Consider the following 16,658-nt stretch of genomic DNA (forward strand, 5'->3'; position numbering starts at 1 on the left):
ATGATCGAATGGTAAATGGCCCGGCTCTCGCGCGGGCCACGACGGGTCATGCGGGGCGATAGGTGCGGCCCGGCCGTCCTGCCGAAAGCGCGATGCCGGCGGCAAGCAGGGCGACGACGGCCATCAGCAGCATTGCCGCCGTGTAGCCGCCGGTGCGCTCAGAACACGAAAACGCCCTTGCCGCCCGCCTGCGCGTCGAACTGCCGGTAGGCCTCGTCGGCCTGCTCGAGCTGCCAGCGGTCGGTGAACAGCTTGTCGACGTCCACGCCGTGATCGGCGACGAAGTGAATGCAGTCCTTCATCCCGACTTCCGAGAACGTATAGGAGCCGAGGATCGTGCGCTGCTTGCCGATCACGTCCTTCATCCCGTCGACGTTGAGGTTGCCGCCCACGGCCACCAGCGCGATCCGCCCCCACGGGCGCGTGCTGCGCACCGCCTGCTGCTTGGGCACGTCGCCGCCCGCGCAATCCATCGCACAGGTCGCGCCGAGGCCGCCGGTGAGCTTCTGGATTTCCTCGATCGGATCCTGCCGGCTGCCGTCGATCACGTGGGCCGCGCCGAAATCCTTCGCGCGCGCGACGCGGTCGGCCGCGATATCGACGCCGATCACCTCGACGCCCATCGCCGCGGCCAGCTGCACGGCCGACAGGCCGACCGGGCCCAGCCCGAACACCGCGAGCGTGTCGCGCGCGGTGATGCCGAGGCGCAGCAGCGCGCCCCACGCCGTGCCGGTGCCGCAGGAAATCGCGGCGCCGGTGGCGTACGACACGTCGTCGGGCAGATGGACGAGCGAGGTCGCGGGCACCTTCATGTAGTGCGCGTGGCCGCCGTGCTTGATCACGCCGTGGATATCCGCGCCGTGGCTGCACATCTGCGTCCAGCCGGTGCGGCAGTGATCGCAGTGCATGCAGCCTTCGTAGTGGAACACCGCGACGCGATCGCCGACCTTGAACGCGCGCGGGTCGACGGCCGAGCCGACCGCGACGATTCGGCCGCACGGCTCGTGACCGCCGATGATCGGCGTGTCCTCCGACATGCCGCGCGACGCTAGATCCTTGAAACCCAGCGAATGGATCACGTCGGCCGGCTTGTTGCGATAGAAGTGCAGGTCGCTGCCGCACATGCCCGATGCCTTCATTTCGATCACGGCATCGGCGGGGCCGGGCGTCGGATCGTCGAAATCGAGAATCTCCAGCCTGCGTTCGCCTCTGAAAACCACGCCTTTCATGTCTTGTGTCTCCTGTGCCTCGGGACTGCGGTCGTGACGCGGCGCCGTGCCGGCTCACACCAGATTGATATAGGTGGCCTTCGGGTACAGGAAGCTCTCGACGTGCTCCTTGCCGCCTTTCCAGCCGTAGCCGCTCATCTTCGTGCCGCCGAAACCCACCGCCGGATCGATCACGCCGTAGCAGTTGACCCACACGGTGCCCGAGCGAATCCCCTGCGAGACGCGGTGCGCGGTCGACAGGCTGCTGGTCCATACGCCGCCGGCGAGCCCGTACGGCGTATCGTTCGCGAGCCGCAGCGCGTCCTCGATCGTGTCGAACGGAATCACCGACGCGACCGGCCCGAAGATCTCCTCGCGCGCGATCGTCATGTCGTTCCGCACGTCGGCAAACACCGTCGGCTCGATGAAGAACCCGCCGGCGGGCGCGCCGTCCGGACGACCGCCGCCGTGCACGAGCCGGGCCTCCTTGCCGCCGACGTCCACGTAATGCATCACGCGCTCGAGCTGGCGCCGCGAAATCAGCGGGCCGATCTGCGTATCGGGATCGCGGCCGTCGCCGATGCGGATCGTGCCGGCGAACGCGGCCATGCGCTGCACGAATTCGTCGTGGATCGCGCGCTGCACGAAGATCCGCGTGCCGGCCACGCACACCTGGCCGGTATTCGTGAACACGCCCATCGCCGCGCCGGGCACGGCCTTGTCGAGATCGGCATCGGCGAACACGATGTCGGGCGACTTGCCGCCGAGTTCGAGCTGCAGCCGCTTCAGGTTGCCGGCCGACGCGCGCACGATCGCCTGCGCGGTGCCGACCGAGCCCGTGAAGGCGACGCGATCGACGTCCCGGTGCTCGGCCAGCGCCTGGCCGACGTCCTTGCCGTAGCCGGTGACGACGTTGATCACGCCGTCGGGCACGCCCGCTTCCATCATCAGCTCGGACACGCGCAGCGACGACAGCGATGCATCCTCGGCCGGCTTCAGCACGGCCGTGCAGCCGGTGGCCAGCGCGGGGCCGTAGATCCACCACATCCCCATCAGCGGGCCGTTCCACGGGATGATGCCGCCGACCACGCCGACCGGCATCAACTGCTTGAGCGCGGTGAAGTTCGGCGCGATCGACATCGGCGGCGTTTCCACCGCGCCCGCGCCCGTTTGCGATGCGTAGAACTGCAGCAGCTGCGACAGCCATTCCTTGTAGCCGCGCGTGCGCGCGAGCGGCGCGCCCATGTCGAGCGTCTCAATCAGCGCGAGCTCGTCGAAGTAATCGAGAATCGCGTCATGCACGCGCAGCAGCAGCTTGCGCCGCTCGTGCGGCGTGAAGCGGCTCCACGGTCCTTCGAACGCGTGGCGCGCCGCGGCCACGGCGCGGTCCACGTCCTGCGTGCTGCCCTGCGCGATATGGCACAGCACCTCGCCGGTGGCCGGGTTGATGGCCTCGATGCGCTCGCCGCCGGCCGGCTCGACCCACTGCCCGCCGATCAGCAACTGCTTCGTACCCTTCACGAAATGTGGAATGTCCATGCTGATGAATGTCTCCTGGCTATTGTTCCGGACGTCGAAATTTACATGCGGAGCATGATCGACTTGGTCTGCGTATAGGCGTCGATCGACTCCTGGCCAAATTCGCGGCCCCAGCCCGATTGCTTGTATCCGCCGAATGCCATCGCCGGGTCGGATTCGCCGAACGTGTTGATCCACAGCCGCCCGGCCTTGAGTGCGCGCACCACCTTGTGCGCCCGCGCGACATCGCGCGTCCAGACCGCGGCGGACAGCCCGTAGGTCGTGTCATTGGCCTGCAGCACCGCATCGTCCTCGTCGCGGAACGGGATGATCGACAGCACCGGCCCGAAGATCTCCTCCTGCGCGATCCGCATGCCGTTGCGCACGTTGTCGAAGATCGTCGGCTCGACGAAATAGCCGGTGCCGCGCCACGGCTGGCCGCCGAGCCGCAACGTCGCGCCGCCTTCGCGGCCCACGGCGATGTACGACTGGACCCGCTCGCGCTGCGTCGCCGAGATCAGCGGGCCGATCTTCGTGTCGGCCGCGAACGGGTCGCCGGCCTTCCACTCGGCCGCCACCTGCGCGACGCGTTCCGCCACTTGCTCGTGGATGCTTTCCTGCACGAACAGGCGCGTGCCGGCCGAGCACACCTGGCCCGAGTTGCCGCAGAACGTTTTCACAGCGGCCTGCACGGCCTTTTCGATGTCGGCATCGGCGAACACCACGTTGGGCGCCTTCCCGCCGAGTTCGAGCGTCACCTTCTTCAGGTTCAGCGTCGCGTCGCGCGTGATCTGCTTGCCGACCGCCGTCGAGCCCGTGAACGCGATCTTGTCGACGCCCGGGTGCTGCGCGAGCGCGGCGCCCGCCGTCGCGCCGAAGCCCGGCAGCACGTTGACGACACCCGGCGGCAAGTCGGTTTCCTGGATCAGCTCCGCGAGCCGGATCGAGGTCAGGCAAGCCAGCTCGGCCGGCTTCAGGATCACCGTATTGCCGCAGCACAACGCGTTCGCGATCTTGATCGCGGCCATCAGGATCGGTACGTTCCACGGGATGATCTGGCCGCACACGCCGAGCGGCTCGCGCAGCGTGTAGATCAGCGTGCTGCCGTCCGACGGGATCGTGGTGCCCAGCACCTTCGAACACCAGCCCGCGTAGTAGCGGACGATGTCCACGGTGGCGCCCGCCGCGGCGCGCGCAAACCACAGCGGCATGCCGTTGTCGAGCGATTCGATCGCGGCCAGCTCGTCGACATGGGCTTCGATCGCGTCGGCGATCTTCAGCAACGCCCGCGTGCGCGCGTGCGGCGACAACGCCGACCACGACGGCGCGTCGAACGCGTTGCGCGCCGCGATCACGGCAGCGTCGACGTCGGCGCCGTCGGCCTCGGCAATGCGGCAAAGCGGCTGCTCGGTGGCCGGGTTGATCGTCTCGAACGTCTTTCCCGATGCGGCGTCGACCCATCGCCCGCCGATCAGCAGACGCTTCGTGCCTTGTCCGATCCACGCGAGCGCTTTCGCGCGCGCGGCCTGTGCAGCATCAGTTACGGTCGTCATGAAACCTCCAGTTGATAGCGCAGCGTTCGTCAGGCCAGCGGAACGTCGACGCGCGCCCGAATTCAAAATGCCGCGCACCATGGCAGGCACAGCGTGCAGCTTCGGTAGGCGCCATGCCGTCGAGAAGCGGTCGCGGCCTGCGCGATTTTACCTACCGTTAGTTAGATAGAAGGCTGCGGCAGCCGGGCCGAAGCCCGGGCATTCGATCGCTTACGACTGCGGCAGCTGCGCCGACGGGAATTCGGGCTGGCGTTTGCCGCGCAATGCCGCGACGCCTTCCTTCACGTCCGCGCCCAGGAAACACAACATCTCCATCGCGAGCGAGTTGTCGAAGATGGGGCCCGCCAGTCGCATCCAGTTGTTCAGCGATTTCTTGGTCGCGCGGATCGCGGTCTGACTGCCGCGCGCGAGGTTCGCGGCAATCGCGAGCGAGCGCGGCAGCACGTCGGCGCGCGGCGTGCAGAAGCTGACCAGCCCAATCCGCTCGGCTTCCCTGCCGTCGACGAAATCCGCGGTCATCAGGTAGTACTTGGCCTTGGCCATCCCGCACAGCAGCGGCCACACGATCGCCGCGTGATCGCCGGCCGACACGCCGAGGCGCGCATGCCCGTCGGTCAGCTTCGCATCCTCGGCCATCACGCTCACGTCGGCCAGCAGCGCGACGACGAGACCCGCGCCCACGGCCGTGCCGTTGATGGCGGAGACGATCGGCTTGTCGCACGCGAGCATGTTGTAGACGATGTCGGACGCTTCCTTCATCACGCGCAGCGTGGCTTCCTGGCTGCCCGCCATTTCCTCGACGACGGCGAGATCGCCGCCGGCCGAGAACGCGCGATCGCCCGCCCCCGTCACGACGATGACCTTGACGCTCGGGTCTTCGGCAACCACGCCCCAGACCTTGGTCAATTCCCAGTGCATGCGGTTGTTCGTCGCGTTCATGACCTCCGGGCGATTGAGCGTGACGAGCAGGACGCCGTCCGGCTGGCGATCGAACAGGAGAAACTGGAAGTCTTCGTATTTCATGCGTAGTCCGGGAAGTGGGAGAGCGCGGGCGGCGTGTATCGCGCCCGCCGGCGAAGTGCGGCTGTGTCGGTTCGCGGTGCAAAAGGGAAAGCGTATAGGCCATGGCGGCTTCACGCAATCTAACTAACAATCGTTATTCTATTTTGCATGCGGCGATTTCCCATCAGGGTATCCCCGCATGCGGCAGTTCGCGCGCGCGCGACGCGGCGCGCGGCTTTCGAAGAACGGAACGTTTCGATCGCAGGCATTGCGCACGACGGCGCGCGAGCCAACGCTGATCGCATTTGTCCAGACATAAACAGCATTCGAACGAGGAGCGAGACACATGACTTCCCCCACCATCGTCCAGCAACTGGCCGATTTCGCGGCCGGCGTCGACACGGCGCGGCTGCCGGACATCGTCGTGCAGGAATGCAAGCGCGACATCCTCGACTCGCTTGGCGTCGCGCTGGCCGGTATCGATCATCCGCGCGGGCGCATCGGTGTCGAAATGGGCCGTCGCATCGGCGGCAGCGCAGGCGATGCGACGATCATCGGCACCGGCGAGCGCACCACCGTCTACGGCGCCGCGTTCGCCAACAGCGAATTGCTGAACGCGCTCGATGCGGACTCGGTGCTGCTGCCGGGCCACGTGAGCCCGTACGTGCTGCCCGGCGCCTTTGCGACCGCCGAGGTGTACGGCCGCTCCGGCAAGGATCTGATCGCCGCCGTGGCGGTGTCGCACGAGATCTCGTACCGCTTCGGCGCCGCGATGGCCGGCTACCGCGACACCAAGGACGGCAAGTCCGCCAATCCCGCGTCGGTCGTCGGCTATAGCAGCACCGTGTTCGGCGCGACCGCGTCCGCGGGCAAGCTCAAGCGCTTGTCGTCGGCGCAACTGGCCAACGCACTGGGCCTCGCCGCCGCATCGGCGCCCGTGAATGCGCAGCGCGCGTGGTTCACGCACGCGCCCACCGCGACCATCAAGTACCAGTTGGCCGGCGGCCTGACCAATATCGCGCTCACGGCCGCCGACATGGGCGAACTCGGGCACCGCGGCGATCTTCGGATCCTCGATGACGAAGTGAACGGCTACGCGAGCTTCATCGGCACCGATCGCTGGACGCCCGAGCTGATCACGGCCGATCTCGGCGACACGTGGCGCTTCCCCGCCTTCCAGATGTTCAAGCCCTATCCGCACTGCCGCGTGATGCACGCGCCGCTCGACCTGCTGATCGACATCGTCACGCAGCACGACCTGAAGCCCGACGAAATCGACAGCATCACGTCGTACGGCGAAGGCTGGGCCTATGTGCTGCCCTGCTTCACCAACCGTGAAATTCTCGAGGTGCACGACGCGCAGTTCTGTTTCTCGCACGGGCTGGCGGTCGCGGCGCACCGCATTCCGCCGGGCCCTCGCTGGCAGGATCCGGCCGTCGTGTTCGATCCGTCCGTGATGGCGCTGATGAGCCGCGTCTCGCTGAAGACGCACCCCACCTATTTCCAGTCGATCTCGGCCGACATCTCGAGCCGCCCGTCGCGCGTCGAAGTGCGCGCACGCGGCCAGGTCTTCGCCGGCGAGAAGATGTTCCCGAAGGGCACGCCGTCGGCGGATCCGTCGACCTACATGACGACGGACGAACTGGTCGGCAAGTTCCGCACCTTCGTCGATGGCCTGCTGCCGGCCGCGACCGTCGACCGCGTCGTCGACAGCGTGCTGAACCTCGAGCAGGTAGACGACTTCGGCACCGTGATCCGCCAGTTCGTGCGGTCCGCCGGCCGGTAAGCCGACCCGCAACCGGAGAACCGCCAACGATGAACCGCCCTTCCCTGAACATGCCGCACGCGGATCGCCTCTATATCGGCGGACGCTGGGTGGCGCCCGCTTCCACCGACACCCGCGCGGTGCTCGACTGCGCAACCGAGGACGTGGTTGCGCACGCGGCGATGGCCAACGAAGCCGACGTCGACGCTGCCGTGCGCGCCGCACGCGGTGCGTTCGATCGCGGGCCGTGGCCGCACCTGTCGCCGGCCGAACGCGGCGCCTTCCTCGAGAAGATCGCCGCCCGCCTCGAAGCGTTGAACGACGATTTCGCGCGCGGCTGGAGTATCGAATCCGGCGTGCTGTACCGGATTGCCAAACCGCGCATCGGCCTGTTCCTGAGCGGTGCGTTCCGCCAGTACGCGGCGATGGCGCACAGCTATCCGTTCGTCGCGCCCGCGCGCGCCGTGACCGGCCACCAGGCCTACCGCGTGCAGGAGCCGGTCGGCGTGGTGGCGGTGATCGTGCCGTGGAACGGCCCGGCCGGGCTGCTCGCGTACAAGATCGCGCCGGCCCTGCTCGCGGGCTGCACGGTCGTCATCAAGAATTCGCCCGAGACGCCGAGTTCGGGCCATCTGTTCGCGCAGATCTGCGACGAAGTCGGCCTGCCGCCCGGCGTGGTCAACATGCTGACGGCCGACCGGACCGTGTCCGAATCGCTGGTGCGCCATCCCGGCGTGGACAAGATCACCTTCACCGGCTCCACCGGCGCGGGCCGGCGCATCGGCGCGGTGGCGGCCGAACGCGTCGCCCGCGTCACGCTCGAACTCGGCGGCAAATCGCCTGCCGTGGTACTCGACGACTACGACATCGAAACGGCCGCGAAGGTGCTCGGCGCACCGTATTTCAGTTATCTGTCGGGCCAGGTCTGTCACAGCCTAACGCGCATCATCGTGCCGCGCGCGAAGCATGACCAGATGGTCGACGCGCTCGTCGAGGCCGCGCGCGGCATGGTGCTCGGCGACCCGCTCGACGACGCGACGAGCATGGGGCCGCTCGCGACGGCCGCGCAGCGCGACGTAGTCGAGCGACTGGTCGCGCAAGGCGTGTCCGACGGCGCGCGGCTGGCGATCGGCGGCAAGCGGCCCGCCCATCTGGCGCGCGGCTTCTTCTTCGAACCGACGGTGTTCGCGAACGTCGACAACCGCTCCCGCATCGCGCAGAACGAGTTGTTCGGCCCGGTGCTGTCGGTCATCGCGGCCGACAGCGAGCAACACGCGATCGACATGGCCAACGACACGATCTTCGGCCTGAATGCCGCGGTCTTCACGCATGACACCGAGCGGGCGCTGCGCGTCGCGCGACGCTTGCGCGCGGGCTCGGTCGGCCACAACGCGTCGCGCACCGATTTCTCGATCGGCTTCGGCGGCTTCAAGCAATCGGGCGTCGGACGCGAAGGCGGCACGGGCGGCCTCGAAGCGTTCCTCGAATCCAAGACCGTCGTCCTGGACCAGCCGGCCGCCTGAGTGCCGATGTACGAACCATCCATCACCTGACATCAAGAGGAGCAACCGATGAACACCGAATCCAGCCATGACGCGCCGAGCGACTGGATGATCCATTCACGCATCAAGGGGCTGGTCGCGCTCGTAGTCGGCGCGGGCAGCGGCATGGGCGAGGCCAGCGCGAAGACGTTCGCGGCCAACGGCGGCGCCGTCGCCGTGGCCGACCTGAATGCCGGCCACGCCGAACGCGTCGCCGGCGAGATCGTGCGCGACGGCGCCGAGGCGATCGCACTGGGTCTCGACGTGTCGAAACAGCCGGACATCGATGCGGCTATCGCCGCCACGGTCGAGCGCTTCGGACGGCTCGACGTCGTGATCAATACCGCCGCGCTGGTGCGCTCGGGGATGCTCGAGGACGTGCCGATCGACGAATGGCGTGCCGGCTTCCAGGTGAACGTCGACGGCGCATTGATGCTCGCGCGCAGCGCGCTGCCGCACCTGAAGAAGAGCCCGCATGCGGCCATCGTCAATACGGCTTCGCTGGCGGGCGTCCATGGCTATTCGCAGGGCGGCGCATATGGGCCGAGCAAGGCGGCGCTCATCACGCTGAGCCGGCAGATGGCGCACGAATGGGCAGCCTACGGCGTGCGCGTCAACGTCGTGTTGCCGGGCGTGATCGACACGCCGATGGCGCGCGGCTCGGTGCCGCAGGAGATTCTCGATCAACTGGCGACGATGCTGCCGATGAGCCGGGTCGGCAAGCCGGAGGAAGTCGCCGATCTGATCGTGTATCTCGCGTCGCCGGCCGCCGGGTATATCACGGCGCAGTCGATCGCGTGCGACGGCGGCATGTCGCACATGATGTTCGCGAAACCGATGGGCAAGTAGGCGCGCTGCGCCACGCGCCCGTCGCGCAGTTTGTGCGGCTGGCGATGACGGTCCGCCCGAGCCGTCATCGCCAGTGATCGTCCGCGTTGCCCGCCCCCCTTCTTCTCCCTCTCCTTCATTCACACGCTCCCCGGCAGCACAAATCCACCTGTCCGCTCAGGCCGTCGAATTGCCGATTTTCGGCAAACACGCGCAAAAAATGCGTTCCGCCGGATAAAACGTCTTTTGGCACCGGCATCACGCGTCACTCGCGCGAACACGGCTTCCGTTACGCGCCTGGAAACGCTCCCATTCGATTTATTCCGTATAACGGATGATTTTTTTAAAAAGAAACGCGCCTGAATGCGTTGAAGTACGGAACGCCGAAATTCATCCAGTGGATCGTCGCGTGAAAGCAGGAATTCGCCTCGGGTTATACCCAATGGAGATTCGATGTTGCGCACCTCAATCTACCTAACGTTAGATTAACGTCGAGCCGGCACAGCGTGTCTGCTGCCGGACGTCGCGACCCGACCGACGGCCTTGAATATTGCTGCAAGGCATCAGCGGCCCGATATGCACCGTTCCTTCACCTTTCGTTAAATTCGGATTTCGAAATGAATGTAAACCGATCATCAGGGTTGGGCACGAAGAAGACGATATTCGCGCTTGGCATTGCGATGCTGCCCGCATGGTCATGGGCGCAAAGCAGCGTCACGCTGTACGGCACGCTCGACGTGGGGATGCTGTTCACCAGCAAGACACTCAATGCGGCAACCAGCGCCAATCGCGGCAAGCAGTTCAGCCTCATCAACGGCGGACTTGAGCCGTCGAATTTCGGCCTGTTCGGACAGGAAGACCTCGGCGGCGGGTTGAAGGCGACCTTCAGGCTCGAGAGCGGCGTCAGTGTCGTCAACGGCGGCTTCGACAACAGCAACGGCAATCTGTTCGGCCGCCAGGCATGGCTGGCGCTCAACGGCGACTTCGGCGAGCTGAAGGCGGGCGTGCAGTATTCGCCGTTCGTGCTGGCGATCTACGAGGCCGATCCGCGCAACGCGGGCCAGTTCGGCACGGCGTTCTCCGTGTATGCGGACAACACGTTCGTGGGCACCTTCAATCCGAATGCGATCACCTATACGAGCCCGAAGTTCGCCGGGTTTTCCGGCAGTGCGATGTATGCGTTCGGCGGCGTGCCGGGCGACTATCGTGCGGGGCAGCAGTACTCGCTCAGCGCGCGCTACGAGTTTCGCGGGCTCGTCGTGAACGCCGCGATGTACGACTCGAGTTCAGGCCACGGCTCCGCCGGGCTGACGACCTTCCAGCAGCCGTTCTTCGGCCGCATGATCGGCGTGGGCTACCACTTCGACCGGCTCACGGTGAAGGGTTCGTTCACCAGCTACAAGGTGCCGACGACGGTGGCCGGCGGCGTCGTGAACGGCGGCACCAACAACGTCTGGAACGTCGGCTTCGACTACTACGCGCTGCCGCAGCTCGATATCAATGCCGGCCTGTGGTACATCCGCGACCCGCACGACTCGGACAATCACACGCTGCTCGGCGCGCTGACGACGCGCTATTTCCTGTCGAAGGCGACCTCGCTCTATATGCAGGTGGGCGCGGTGAACAACCACGGCCGCGAGCGATTCGGGCTGTCGATCGACAATGCGCTGTACGGCGTGTCGGGCACGACGGTCGGCGCGATCGTCGGGATCAACAAGCGGTTCTAGCGCGGCGATCTTCGACGGGAGCGCCAAGCGACGCGTTGCCGCCCTCGTCCGGCCGGAGTACGGAACATTCCGGCCGCCGCGATTGACGCGATTGCAAACCGCGGCGAACGTATGCGAATCCGTGCGCAGACCTGTTCGGCACGGATGGCATGCCGGCATCGCTGCGCCGAACGCCGGTGGATAAGGACCGCGGATCGCGGGCGCCGGGCTGCGGCTCGACGAAGGGCGGCCCCGCCACGCGAATGCAATCGAATCATGAAGAATGCAATGACGACGCAAACGCATGCGGCCGGGCCGACCGGTATCCGGCATACGTGGACGAGCGCCGACGGGCTCCGGCTCGCCGGCCGGTCATGGGGCGCCCCCGACGGCACGCCGGTCATCCTGCTGCACGGCAGCGGGCAGACCCGGCATGCGTCGAGCGGAATGGGCCGCTTGCTCGGCGCGGCGGGTTTTTACGCGGTCGCGTTCGACGCGCGCGGTCATGGCGAGTCCGACTGGTCGCCAACCTGCAACTACAGCCAGGGCGCGATGATCCGCGACCTCGAACGAGTGGTCGCGATGTTCGACGGCCGGCGTCCGATCCTCGTCGGCGCGGGGCTCGGTGGAGGAACGAGCCTGCTCGCGGTGGGCGAAGGCTATGTCGACGCGGCGGCGCTCGTGCTCGTCAACATCGCGCCCTTCGTCGAACCGGCGGGCGCGCTGCGCCTGCAGTCGTTCATGCGACAGCGGCCGGACGGTTTCGGCTCGCTGGACGAGGCGGCCGACGCGATCCGCCACGATCGCGCGCATCCGCCGCAAGCACTCAGCGAGGAAAGCCTCGCGCGCAGCTTGCGCTACGACGACGGGAAATATCACTGGCACTGGGATCCGCATTTTCTCGCGTGGCCGCGCGACCTGACGCGCCGCCATGCGCGCTTTGCGGCCAGCGCGCGTCGCCTGAGGCTGCCGACGTTGCTCGTGCGCGGCGCAGACTCCGACATCGTCAGCGAGACGGGCGCACGCGAGTTCCTGAGCCTGTGCCCCCATGCGGAGCATACAGACGTCCGGGATGCCGGCCATACGAGTGCAGGCGAACACAACGACCTGTTCGGCCAGACCGTGCTCGACTTTCTCGAGCGCCGGATGCCGCGCGACCACGTGCTGCGGAATCGCGCGGCCGCGTGAGCGGGCCGACGAGCACGTCGCCTCGAATCGCCGGCCCGCTCACGCGGCCAGTTCGCCCTTGCGGGTGCTGCGCTTCGCTTTCGCGGCAGGCTTCGCGGCTGCCGCGCGCTTCGCGCCTGCCGCGGGCTTCACGCCTTCGAAGAACATCGTGCTGAGCTGTTCGGCGACCTTGTCCAGCGAACCCTTCTTCGGGTCGAACCAGGTCTGGACGGAATTGATGCAGCCGAGCACGAACACGCGGCAGAGCGCGATGTCGACGTCCTCGCGCAGCAGGCCTTCGGCGCGCAAGCCGTCGAACACTGCGGTCCACAGCTGCTGATGGCGTTCGCGCCGCTTGACCTGGCGCTCCCGCACCTTCTCGGGCAGTTGGGTCAGCAGCCTGCCGTGCGCGAGCGCGTAGTCGCCAAACTTGATCAGCGCGCTCATCTGCCCGAGCAGCGCCGCCTTGAAGCGCGCCTCGGCCGTCGCATCGGGCGGCAGTGCGTCGAAATGCTCGTTGATGTGCTGCACGATGCTGTCCGCGCCGTGCTCCATCACGACGTCGACCAATTCTTCCTTCGACGAGAAGTGATAGTAGATGCTGGCCGCCTCGATCCCGGCCTGGTCCGCGATCGAGCGCATCGTGGTCGCGGCATAGCCCTGCGTCGCAAAAGAGCGCGCGGCAAGCCGCAGCAAGGTTTCCCGGGTATCCGCGCTGGGATTTACATTTCGCTTTCGCACGTTCGTGTATCAGCCGTCCACTGTTATCAAGAATCTGGATGAAGTGAAGCACGCCGGATGCCGCATGCGGGGCCACCGGCCACGCGGCGTCGTGCAGCACGCCGCGCAAGCGATTGTCCGTCCCGTTGCCGTTCCGGCGCGCGACGGCGGCCGGCGGCATGTCTGCGTCTTCCGGGTAATGCCTGATCCTATCGCCTGCCGCCATGTGACACAAAACTAATGTTTGACAGGGTAGCGTATTTTCATGGCGTGAGCCAGCGAACCGCAACCGCGGCGGCCGGCCGGTCGCGCGCGGCGCACCTCCCGCGGCTTTGCCTGAATCTCTCGCTCGCCGCGCGACGTCGCGCAGCCGATCGCGCGGAACCGCCACCGCGCGATCGGCCGGCACGCTCACAGTACGGAACGCCGCGGCCGCCCGCGTTGACACGCGTGCGTGCACCGGCGAAGTTGGAAGGCGCGGTGAACCGCGGACCGCATCCACGCTGCCCCTTCAATCCCTCTCGATCCGTCATGACGCCATCCAGCCAAACCATCGCGCGCACTCCGACGAGGCCGGGACGCCGCCTTCCCGGCACCCCCGAGCCCATGCATCTGTGGCGTACCGCCGACGGCGTGCGGCTCGCCGGAGACACATGGGGGCATCCCGACGCCCCGCTCGTCGTGCTGCTGCATGGCGGCGGCCAGACGCGTCATGCGTGGGGTGGCACCGGCGCGTTGCTCGGCAGCGCCGGCTATTTCGCGGTGGCCTTCGACGCGCGCGGACACGGCGACTCGGACTGGAGCGCCGACGGCGACTACAGCCAGGACGCATTCGTCAGGGATCTGCGCCACGTCGTCGACGCGCTCGGCGCCCGTCGCCCGCCGGTGCTGATCGGCGCATCGCTCGGCGGCGGCACGAGCCTCGTCGCGATCGGCGAACGCAAGCTCGACGCGCGTGCGTTGATCCTGGTCGACATCGTGCCGTATACGGAGCCGGCCGGCGTCGCGCGCATCCGTTCCTTCATGCAGCAGAACCCCGACGGATTCGGCTCGCTCGACGAAGTCGCCGATGCGATCGGGCGCTATCGTTCGCACCGTTCACACTCGGGTAATCATGCCGGCCTGTCGAAGAACGTCCGGCTCGGCGACGACGGCCGCTATCACTGGCATTGGGATCCGCGCTTTCTGTCGGGAACGACCGACCTGCCCGCCCGTCACGCCCGCTTCTCCGCGTGCGCGCGTAACCTCGCGCTCCCCACGCTGCTGGTGCGCGGCGGCAGTTCCGACGTGGTCAGCGAAGCGGGCGTGCGCGAGTTTCTCGAACTGTGCCCGCACGCCGAATACGTGAACGTCGCCGCGGCGGGACACATGGTCGCCGGCGACCGCAACGACGTGTTCGGCCGCGCCGCCGAGCAGTTTCTCGCGCGTCACGTCGGCACGACGTAAGGCGCGCGGTATGCGGGCGTCCGCGGTATGGGCCACGGCGCACGGGCGCCCCGAGGCCCTCGCGTGCGAATCACCCCCTCAGATCGGCGGCGTGTCCGGCGAAGCCGAGAAATGATGCTGGCGTATCCTCCATTCGTGCTGCTGCGCCGCGATCACGAGCGTCGTGCGCAGACGCGAGCGCGACGTCGTGCCGTCGCCGAGCACGAACGCGAATTCGCCGTAGCCCTGCGCGAGAAAGCAGTCGTCGCCGAACCGGATGAACTGCTGCTCGACCAGTTCCAGCGTGGCGGACCTGATCACGCCTTCGTACGACGCGAAGTACGCGCGAATCGCATCGTGCCCGGCCGCGTGACCGGGCCGGCCGCCGAAGAACAGCGCATCGGTCGTGTAGACGCCGGTCAACGCGTCGGCATTCCAGTCGCGCGCAGCCGCGTTCCATGCGGCCTGCACGACGGCCAGCGCCGGGCCGGGCGTATGGTTCGTTCCAGTCATCGTGTTGTTCTCCTGTTTTTGGGCGCCGGCACGCGTGGCTGCCGGCCGGATTCGTCGATCTGGCCGTTCGCTGGCGCCATGCGTTGGCACGCCGCGAATCGATGGGAACGGCATGCGTCAAACCAGCTGCATTACGTCCGCGATGGCGGCGCGCGTCGAGCGGAACGCGTTGGCCGAATGCGTCATGTCCGCATAACCGAACGCGATGCCGCAGACGAACCGGCGCTCGTCGCCGATGCCGAAATAGCGGCGAATGAACCGCGCGTGATGAGCGAGCGCCGCCTGTGCGGTCGTTGCGACGCCGTGCGCGCGCGCCGCCAGCAGAAACGACGCGACGAACGCGCCGCAATCGAGCGCCGCGTACGGCCCCAGCTCGGCCGGGATCGTCAGCAGCGCGACATGCGGCGCGCCGAACAGCCGGAAGTTCTCGGCAACCTGCCGCTCGCGCGCCGGGCGGTCGTCGCGCGCGATGCCGAGCGCCGCATAGAGCGCATAGCCGACTTCCCGCCGACGCTCGCCGTACACGCCGCGATATTCGTCCGGAAACGGCATGTCTGCGTCGATGCCGGGATGCTGCGCCGCATGGGCGACGAGCGCCGCGCGGAAACGCTCGGTCGTGTCGCGCGACGTGACGATCGCATGCCACGGCTGCACGTTGCACCACGACGCCGCGCGTTTCGCGATCTCGACGATGCGCTCGATCACGTCGGTCGGCACCGCGTCCGGCAAATAGGCACGGCACGTGTACCGCTCGGCGGCAATGCGTTCGAGCGTTTCCACATCGGCTGCCGACCGGTCGCCTGCATCCTTGCCGTCTCGTTGCGCCTGCATCCCACGTCTCCGGTTAGCGGTAGCTTGCATTTCGATTGAAACTATCATTAGTTAGATCGACCAGCGACCCGAACACACTGAATCCGATCATCAAGGCTCGCAGTCGACGTCGTTCAGGATGAAGGACAGCGTCTTGGCCGCCGCCTTCAGTTCGGGCGTCACACGCTCGCGGATCGCCGCCATGTCCGGCTCCAGTTCCACGGCCCCGCAATTCAGCGCCATCAGCGTTTGCGTGCGGCCAACCACGATCGGCAACGCAATGCCGTACGCGTTGCGCTGATACTCGCCGACCGACATGCATACGCCCGACTGCCGCAGATCCTCGAATGCCGCATCGAGGTTCTCGCGCACGGTCTCCGCATCGTCGCCCGCCGCATCGAGCAGCTGAGTGATCAGGGGCGCGCGCATCGCCTCCGGCAGCCCATACAGGTAGGCGCGCCCGACCGCGGTCGTCGCCATCGGCAGCAGCGAACCGACGCCGAGCCGCAGCGTCGCGATCCGCGCGCTTGCGCGCCACGCGATATACACCATGTCGAGCCGATGCGGGACCGCGAGCGCGACCGACAGGTTCAGCTTGTCGGCGAGCTTCTGCATCACGGGCGCGACGAGGCGCGTGACGGCATTGGCTTCCAGATACGCGTGGCCGATGCTCAACGCGCCGGCACTGAGTTCGAACTGCCGCCCGCCGCCCACCCGGCGCAGATAGCCGATCGAGATCAGCGTCGTGGTCAGCCGCGATACCGTGGCCTTCGGCAGACCGGTGCGCCGCACGAGTTCCGCGTTGGACAGCGGCGCACGCGCCGCGCGAAACGCATGCAGCACCTCGAGCCCGCGCTCGACGGTCAGCGTGACGCCATGTTGCTTGTCGGTTCTGTTCATCG

General features: G+C 67.2%; 14 protein-coding genes. 6 read left to right on the forward strand and 8 right to left on the reverse strand.

The genetic code is table 11. From position 1 onward, the window contains the following. Positions 1 to 158: 158 nt before the first annotated feature. From HWX09_RS08005 to HWX09_RS08020, 4 genes are all read right to left on the reverse strand, one after another. A complete protein-coding gene (locus HWX09_RS08005) occupies positions 159 to 1,229 on the reverse strand; it encodes a zinc-binding dehydrogenase (RefSeq protein ID WP_027785822.1) in 1,071 nt (356 codons plus the stop codon). A 54-nt stretch (positions 1,230 to 1,283) separates the two neighbouring features. Next, positions 1,284 to 2,747, reverse strand: a complete 1,464-nt coding sequence (locus tag HWX09_RS08010; protein ID WP_027785821.1) for an aldehyde dehydrogenase family protein — start codon at positions 2,745 to 2,747, stop codon at positions 1,284 to 1,286. Between the two features lie 41 nt (positions 2,748 to 2,788). Then, complete coding sequence (locus HWX09_RS08015; RefSeq protein ID WP_027785820.1) at positions 2,789 to 4,279, reverse strand: aldehyde dehydrogenase family protein; 1,491 nt, start codon at positions 4,277 to 4,279, stop codon at positions 2,789 to 2,791. Positions 4,280 to 4,489: 210 nt separating this feature from the next. After that, positions 4,490 to 5,302, reverse strand: a complete 813-nt coding sequence (locus HWX09_RS08020; protein ID WP_027785819.1) for an enoyl-CoA hydratase/isomerase family protein — start codon at positions 5,300 to 5,302, stop codon at positions 4,490 to 4,492. 325 nt (positions 5,303 to 5,627) lie between these two features. On the opposite strand from HWX09_RS08020, the gene HWX09_RS08025 reads away from it, so the two are divergent. The 5 genes from HWX09_RS08025 to HWX09_RS08045 all read left to right on the forward strand — a co-directional run bounded on the left by HWX09_RS08025 (position 5,628) and on the right by HWX09_RS08045 (position 12,309). Then, entirely contained in the window at positions 5,628 to 7,067 is a 1,440-nt protein-coding gene (locus HWX09_RS08025; RefSeq protein WP_027785818.1) for an MmgE/PrpD family protein, read from the forward strand. Positions 7,068 to 7,096: 29 nt separating this feature from the next. After that, a complete protein-coding gene (locus tag HWX09_RS08030) occupies positions 7,097 to 8,569 on the forward strand; it encodes an aldehyde dehydrogenase (RefSeq protein WP_034185493.1) in 1,473 nt (490 codons plus the stop codon). Positions 8,570 to 8,617: 48 nt separating this feature from the next. Next, entirely contained in the window at positions 8,618 to 9,436 is an 819-nt protein-coding gene (locus HWX09_RS08035; protein WP_080681396.1) for an SDR family NAD(P)-dependent oxidoreductase, read from the forward strand. Between the two features lie 596 nt (positions 9,437 to 10,032). Further along, on the forward strand, positions 10,033 to 11,142 hold the full coding sequence (locus tag HWX09_RS08040; protein ID WP_051421420.1) for a porin: 1,110 nt from the start codon (positions 10,033 to 10,035) through the stop codon (positions 11,140 to 11,142). A gap of 267 nt (positions 11,143 to 11,409) precedes the next feature. Then, on the forward strand, positions 11,410 to 12,309 hold the full coding sequence (locus HWX09_RS08045; RefSeq protein WP_063831217.1) for an alpha/beta hydrolase: 900 nt from the start codon (positions 11,410 to 11,412) through the stop codon (positions 12,307 to 12,309). 39 nt (positions 12,310 to 12,348) lie between these two features. On the opposite strand, the gene HWX09_RS08050 is transcribed toward HWX09_RS08045, so the two are convergent. Further along, on the reverse strand, positions 12,349 to 12,984 hold the full coding sequence (locus HWX09_RS08050) for a TetR/AcrR family transcriptional regulator (protein WP_051421418.1): 636 nt from the start codon (positions 12,982 to 12,984) through the stop codon (positions 12,349 to 12,351). Between the two features lie 630 nt (positions 12,985 to 13,614). Between HWX09_RS08050 and HWX09_RS08055 the strand changes: the two genes are divergently transcribed. Continuing rightward, entirely contained in the window at positions 13,615 to 14,454 is an 840-nt protein-coding gene (locus tag HWX09_RS08055; RefSeq protein ID WP_051421417.1) for an alpha/beta hydrolase, read from the forward strand. Between the two features lie 78 nt (positions 14,455 to 14,532). Here the strand turns inward: HWX09_RS08055 and HWX09_RS08060 are convergent, their stop codons facing one another. The 3 genes from HWX09_RS08060 to HWX09_RS08070 form a co-directional block, all read right to left on the reverse strand. Continuing rightward, positions 14,533 to 14,946 carry an SgcJ/EcaC family oxidoreductase gene (locus HWX09_RS08060; RefSeq protein ID WP_027785812.1) on the reverse strand — a complete coding sequence of 138 codons (414 nt, stop codon included), beginning with the start codon at positions 14,944 to 14,946 and terminating at the stop codon, positions 14,533 to 14,535. A gap of 117 nt (positions 14,947 to 15,063) precedes the next feature. Then, complete coding sequence (locus tag HWX09_RS08065; RefSeq protein WP_051421416.1) at positions 15,064 to 15,777, reverse strand: nitroreductase; 714 nt, start codon at positions 15,775 to 15,777, stop codon at positions 15,064 to 15,066. 90 nt (positions 15,778 to 15,867) lie between these two features. After that, complete coding sequence (locus tag HWX09_RS08070) at positions 15,868 to 16,656, reverse strand: IclR family transcriptional regulator (protein ID WP_027785810.1); 789 nt, start codon at positions 16,654 to 16,656, stop codon at positions 15,868 to 15,870. Positions 16,657 to 16,658 lie beyond the last annotated feature (2 nt).

Origin of the sequence: Burkholderia sp. BCC1208, assembly GCF_902833095.1 — a bacterium.
Lineage (GTDB): Bacteria > Pseudomonadota > Gammaproteobacteria > Burkholderiales > Burkholderiaceae > Burkholderia.

Bases quoted from the DNA above. Each gene is read 5' to 3' on its own strand.
- HWX09_RS08005 (WP_027785822.1), bottom strand. From the start codon at position 1,229: ATGAAAGGCGTGGTTTTCAGAGGCGAACGCAGGCTGGAGATTCTCGAT.
- HWX09_RS08010 (WP_027785821.1), bottom strand. From the start codon at position 2,747: ATGGACATTCCACATTTCGTGAAGGGTACGAAGCAGTTGCTGATCGGC.
- HWX09_RS08015 (WP_027785820.1), bottom strand. From the start codon at position 4,279: ATGACGACCGTAACTGATGCTGCACAGGCCGCGCGCGCGAAAGCGCTC.
- HWX09_RS08020 (WP_027785819.1), bottom strand. From the start codon at position 5,302: ATGAAATACGAAGACTTCCAGTTTCTCCTGTTCGATCGCCAGCCGGAC.
- HWX09_RS08025 (WP_027785818.1), top strand. From the start codon at position 5,628: ATGACTTCCCCCACCATCGTCCAGCAACTGGCCGATTTCGCGGCCGGC.
- HWX09_RS08030 (WP_034185493.1), top strand. From the start codon at position 7,097: ATGAACCGCCCTTCCCTGAACATGCCGCACGCGGATCGCCTCTATATC.
- HWX09_RS08035 (WP_080681396.1), top strand. From the start codon at position 8,618: ATGAACACCGAATCCAGCCATGACGCGCCGAGCGACTGGATGATCCAT.
- HWX09_RS08040 (WP_051421420.1), top strand. From the start codon at position 10,033: ATGAATGTAAACCGATCATCAGGGTTGGGCACGAAGAAGACGATATTC.
- HWX09_RS08045 (WP_063831217.1), top strand. From the start codon at position 11,410: ATGACGACGCAAACGCATGCGGCCGGGCCGACCGGTATCCGGCATACG.
- HWX09_RS08055 (WP_051421417.1), top strand. From the start codon at position 13,615: ATGCATCTGTGGCGTACCGCCGACGGCGTGCGGCTCGCCGGAGACACA.
- HWX09_RS08060 (WP_027785812.1), bottom strand. From the start codon at position 14,946: ATGACTGGAACGAACCATACGCCCGGCCCGGCGCTGGCCGTCGTGCAG.
- HWX09_RS08065 (WP_051421416.1), bottom strand. From the start codon at position 15,777: ATGCAGGCGCAACGAGACGGCAAGGATGCAGGCGACCGGTCGGCAGCC.
- HWX09_RS08070 (WP_027785810.1), bottom strand. From the start codon at position 16,656: ATGAACAGAACCGACAAGCAACATGGCGTCACGCTGACCGTCGAGCGC.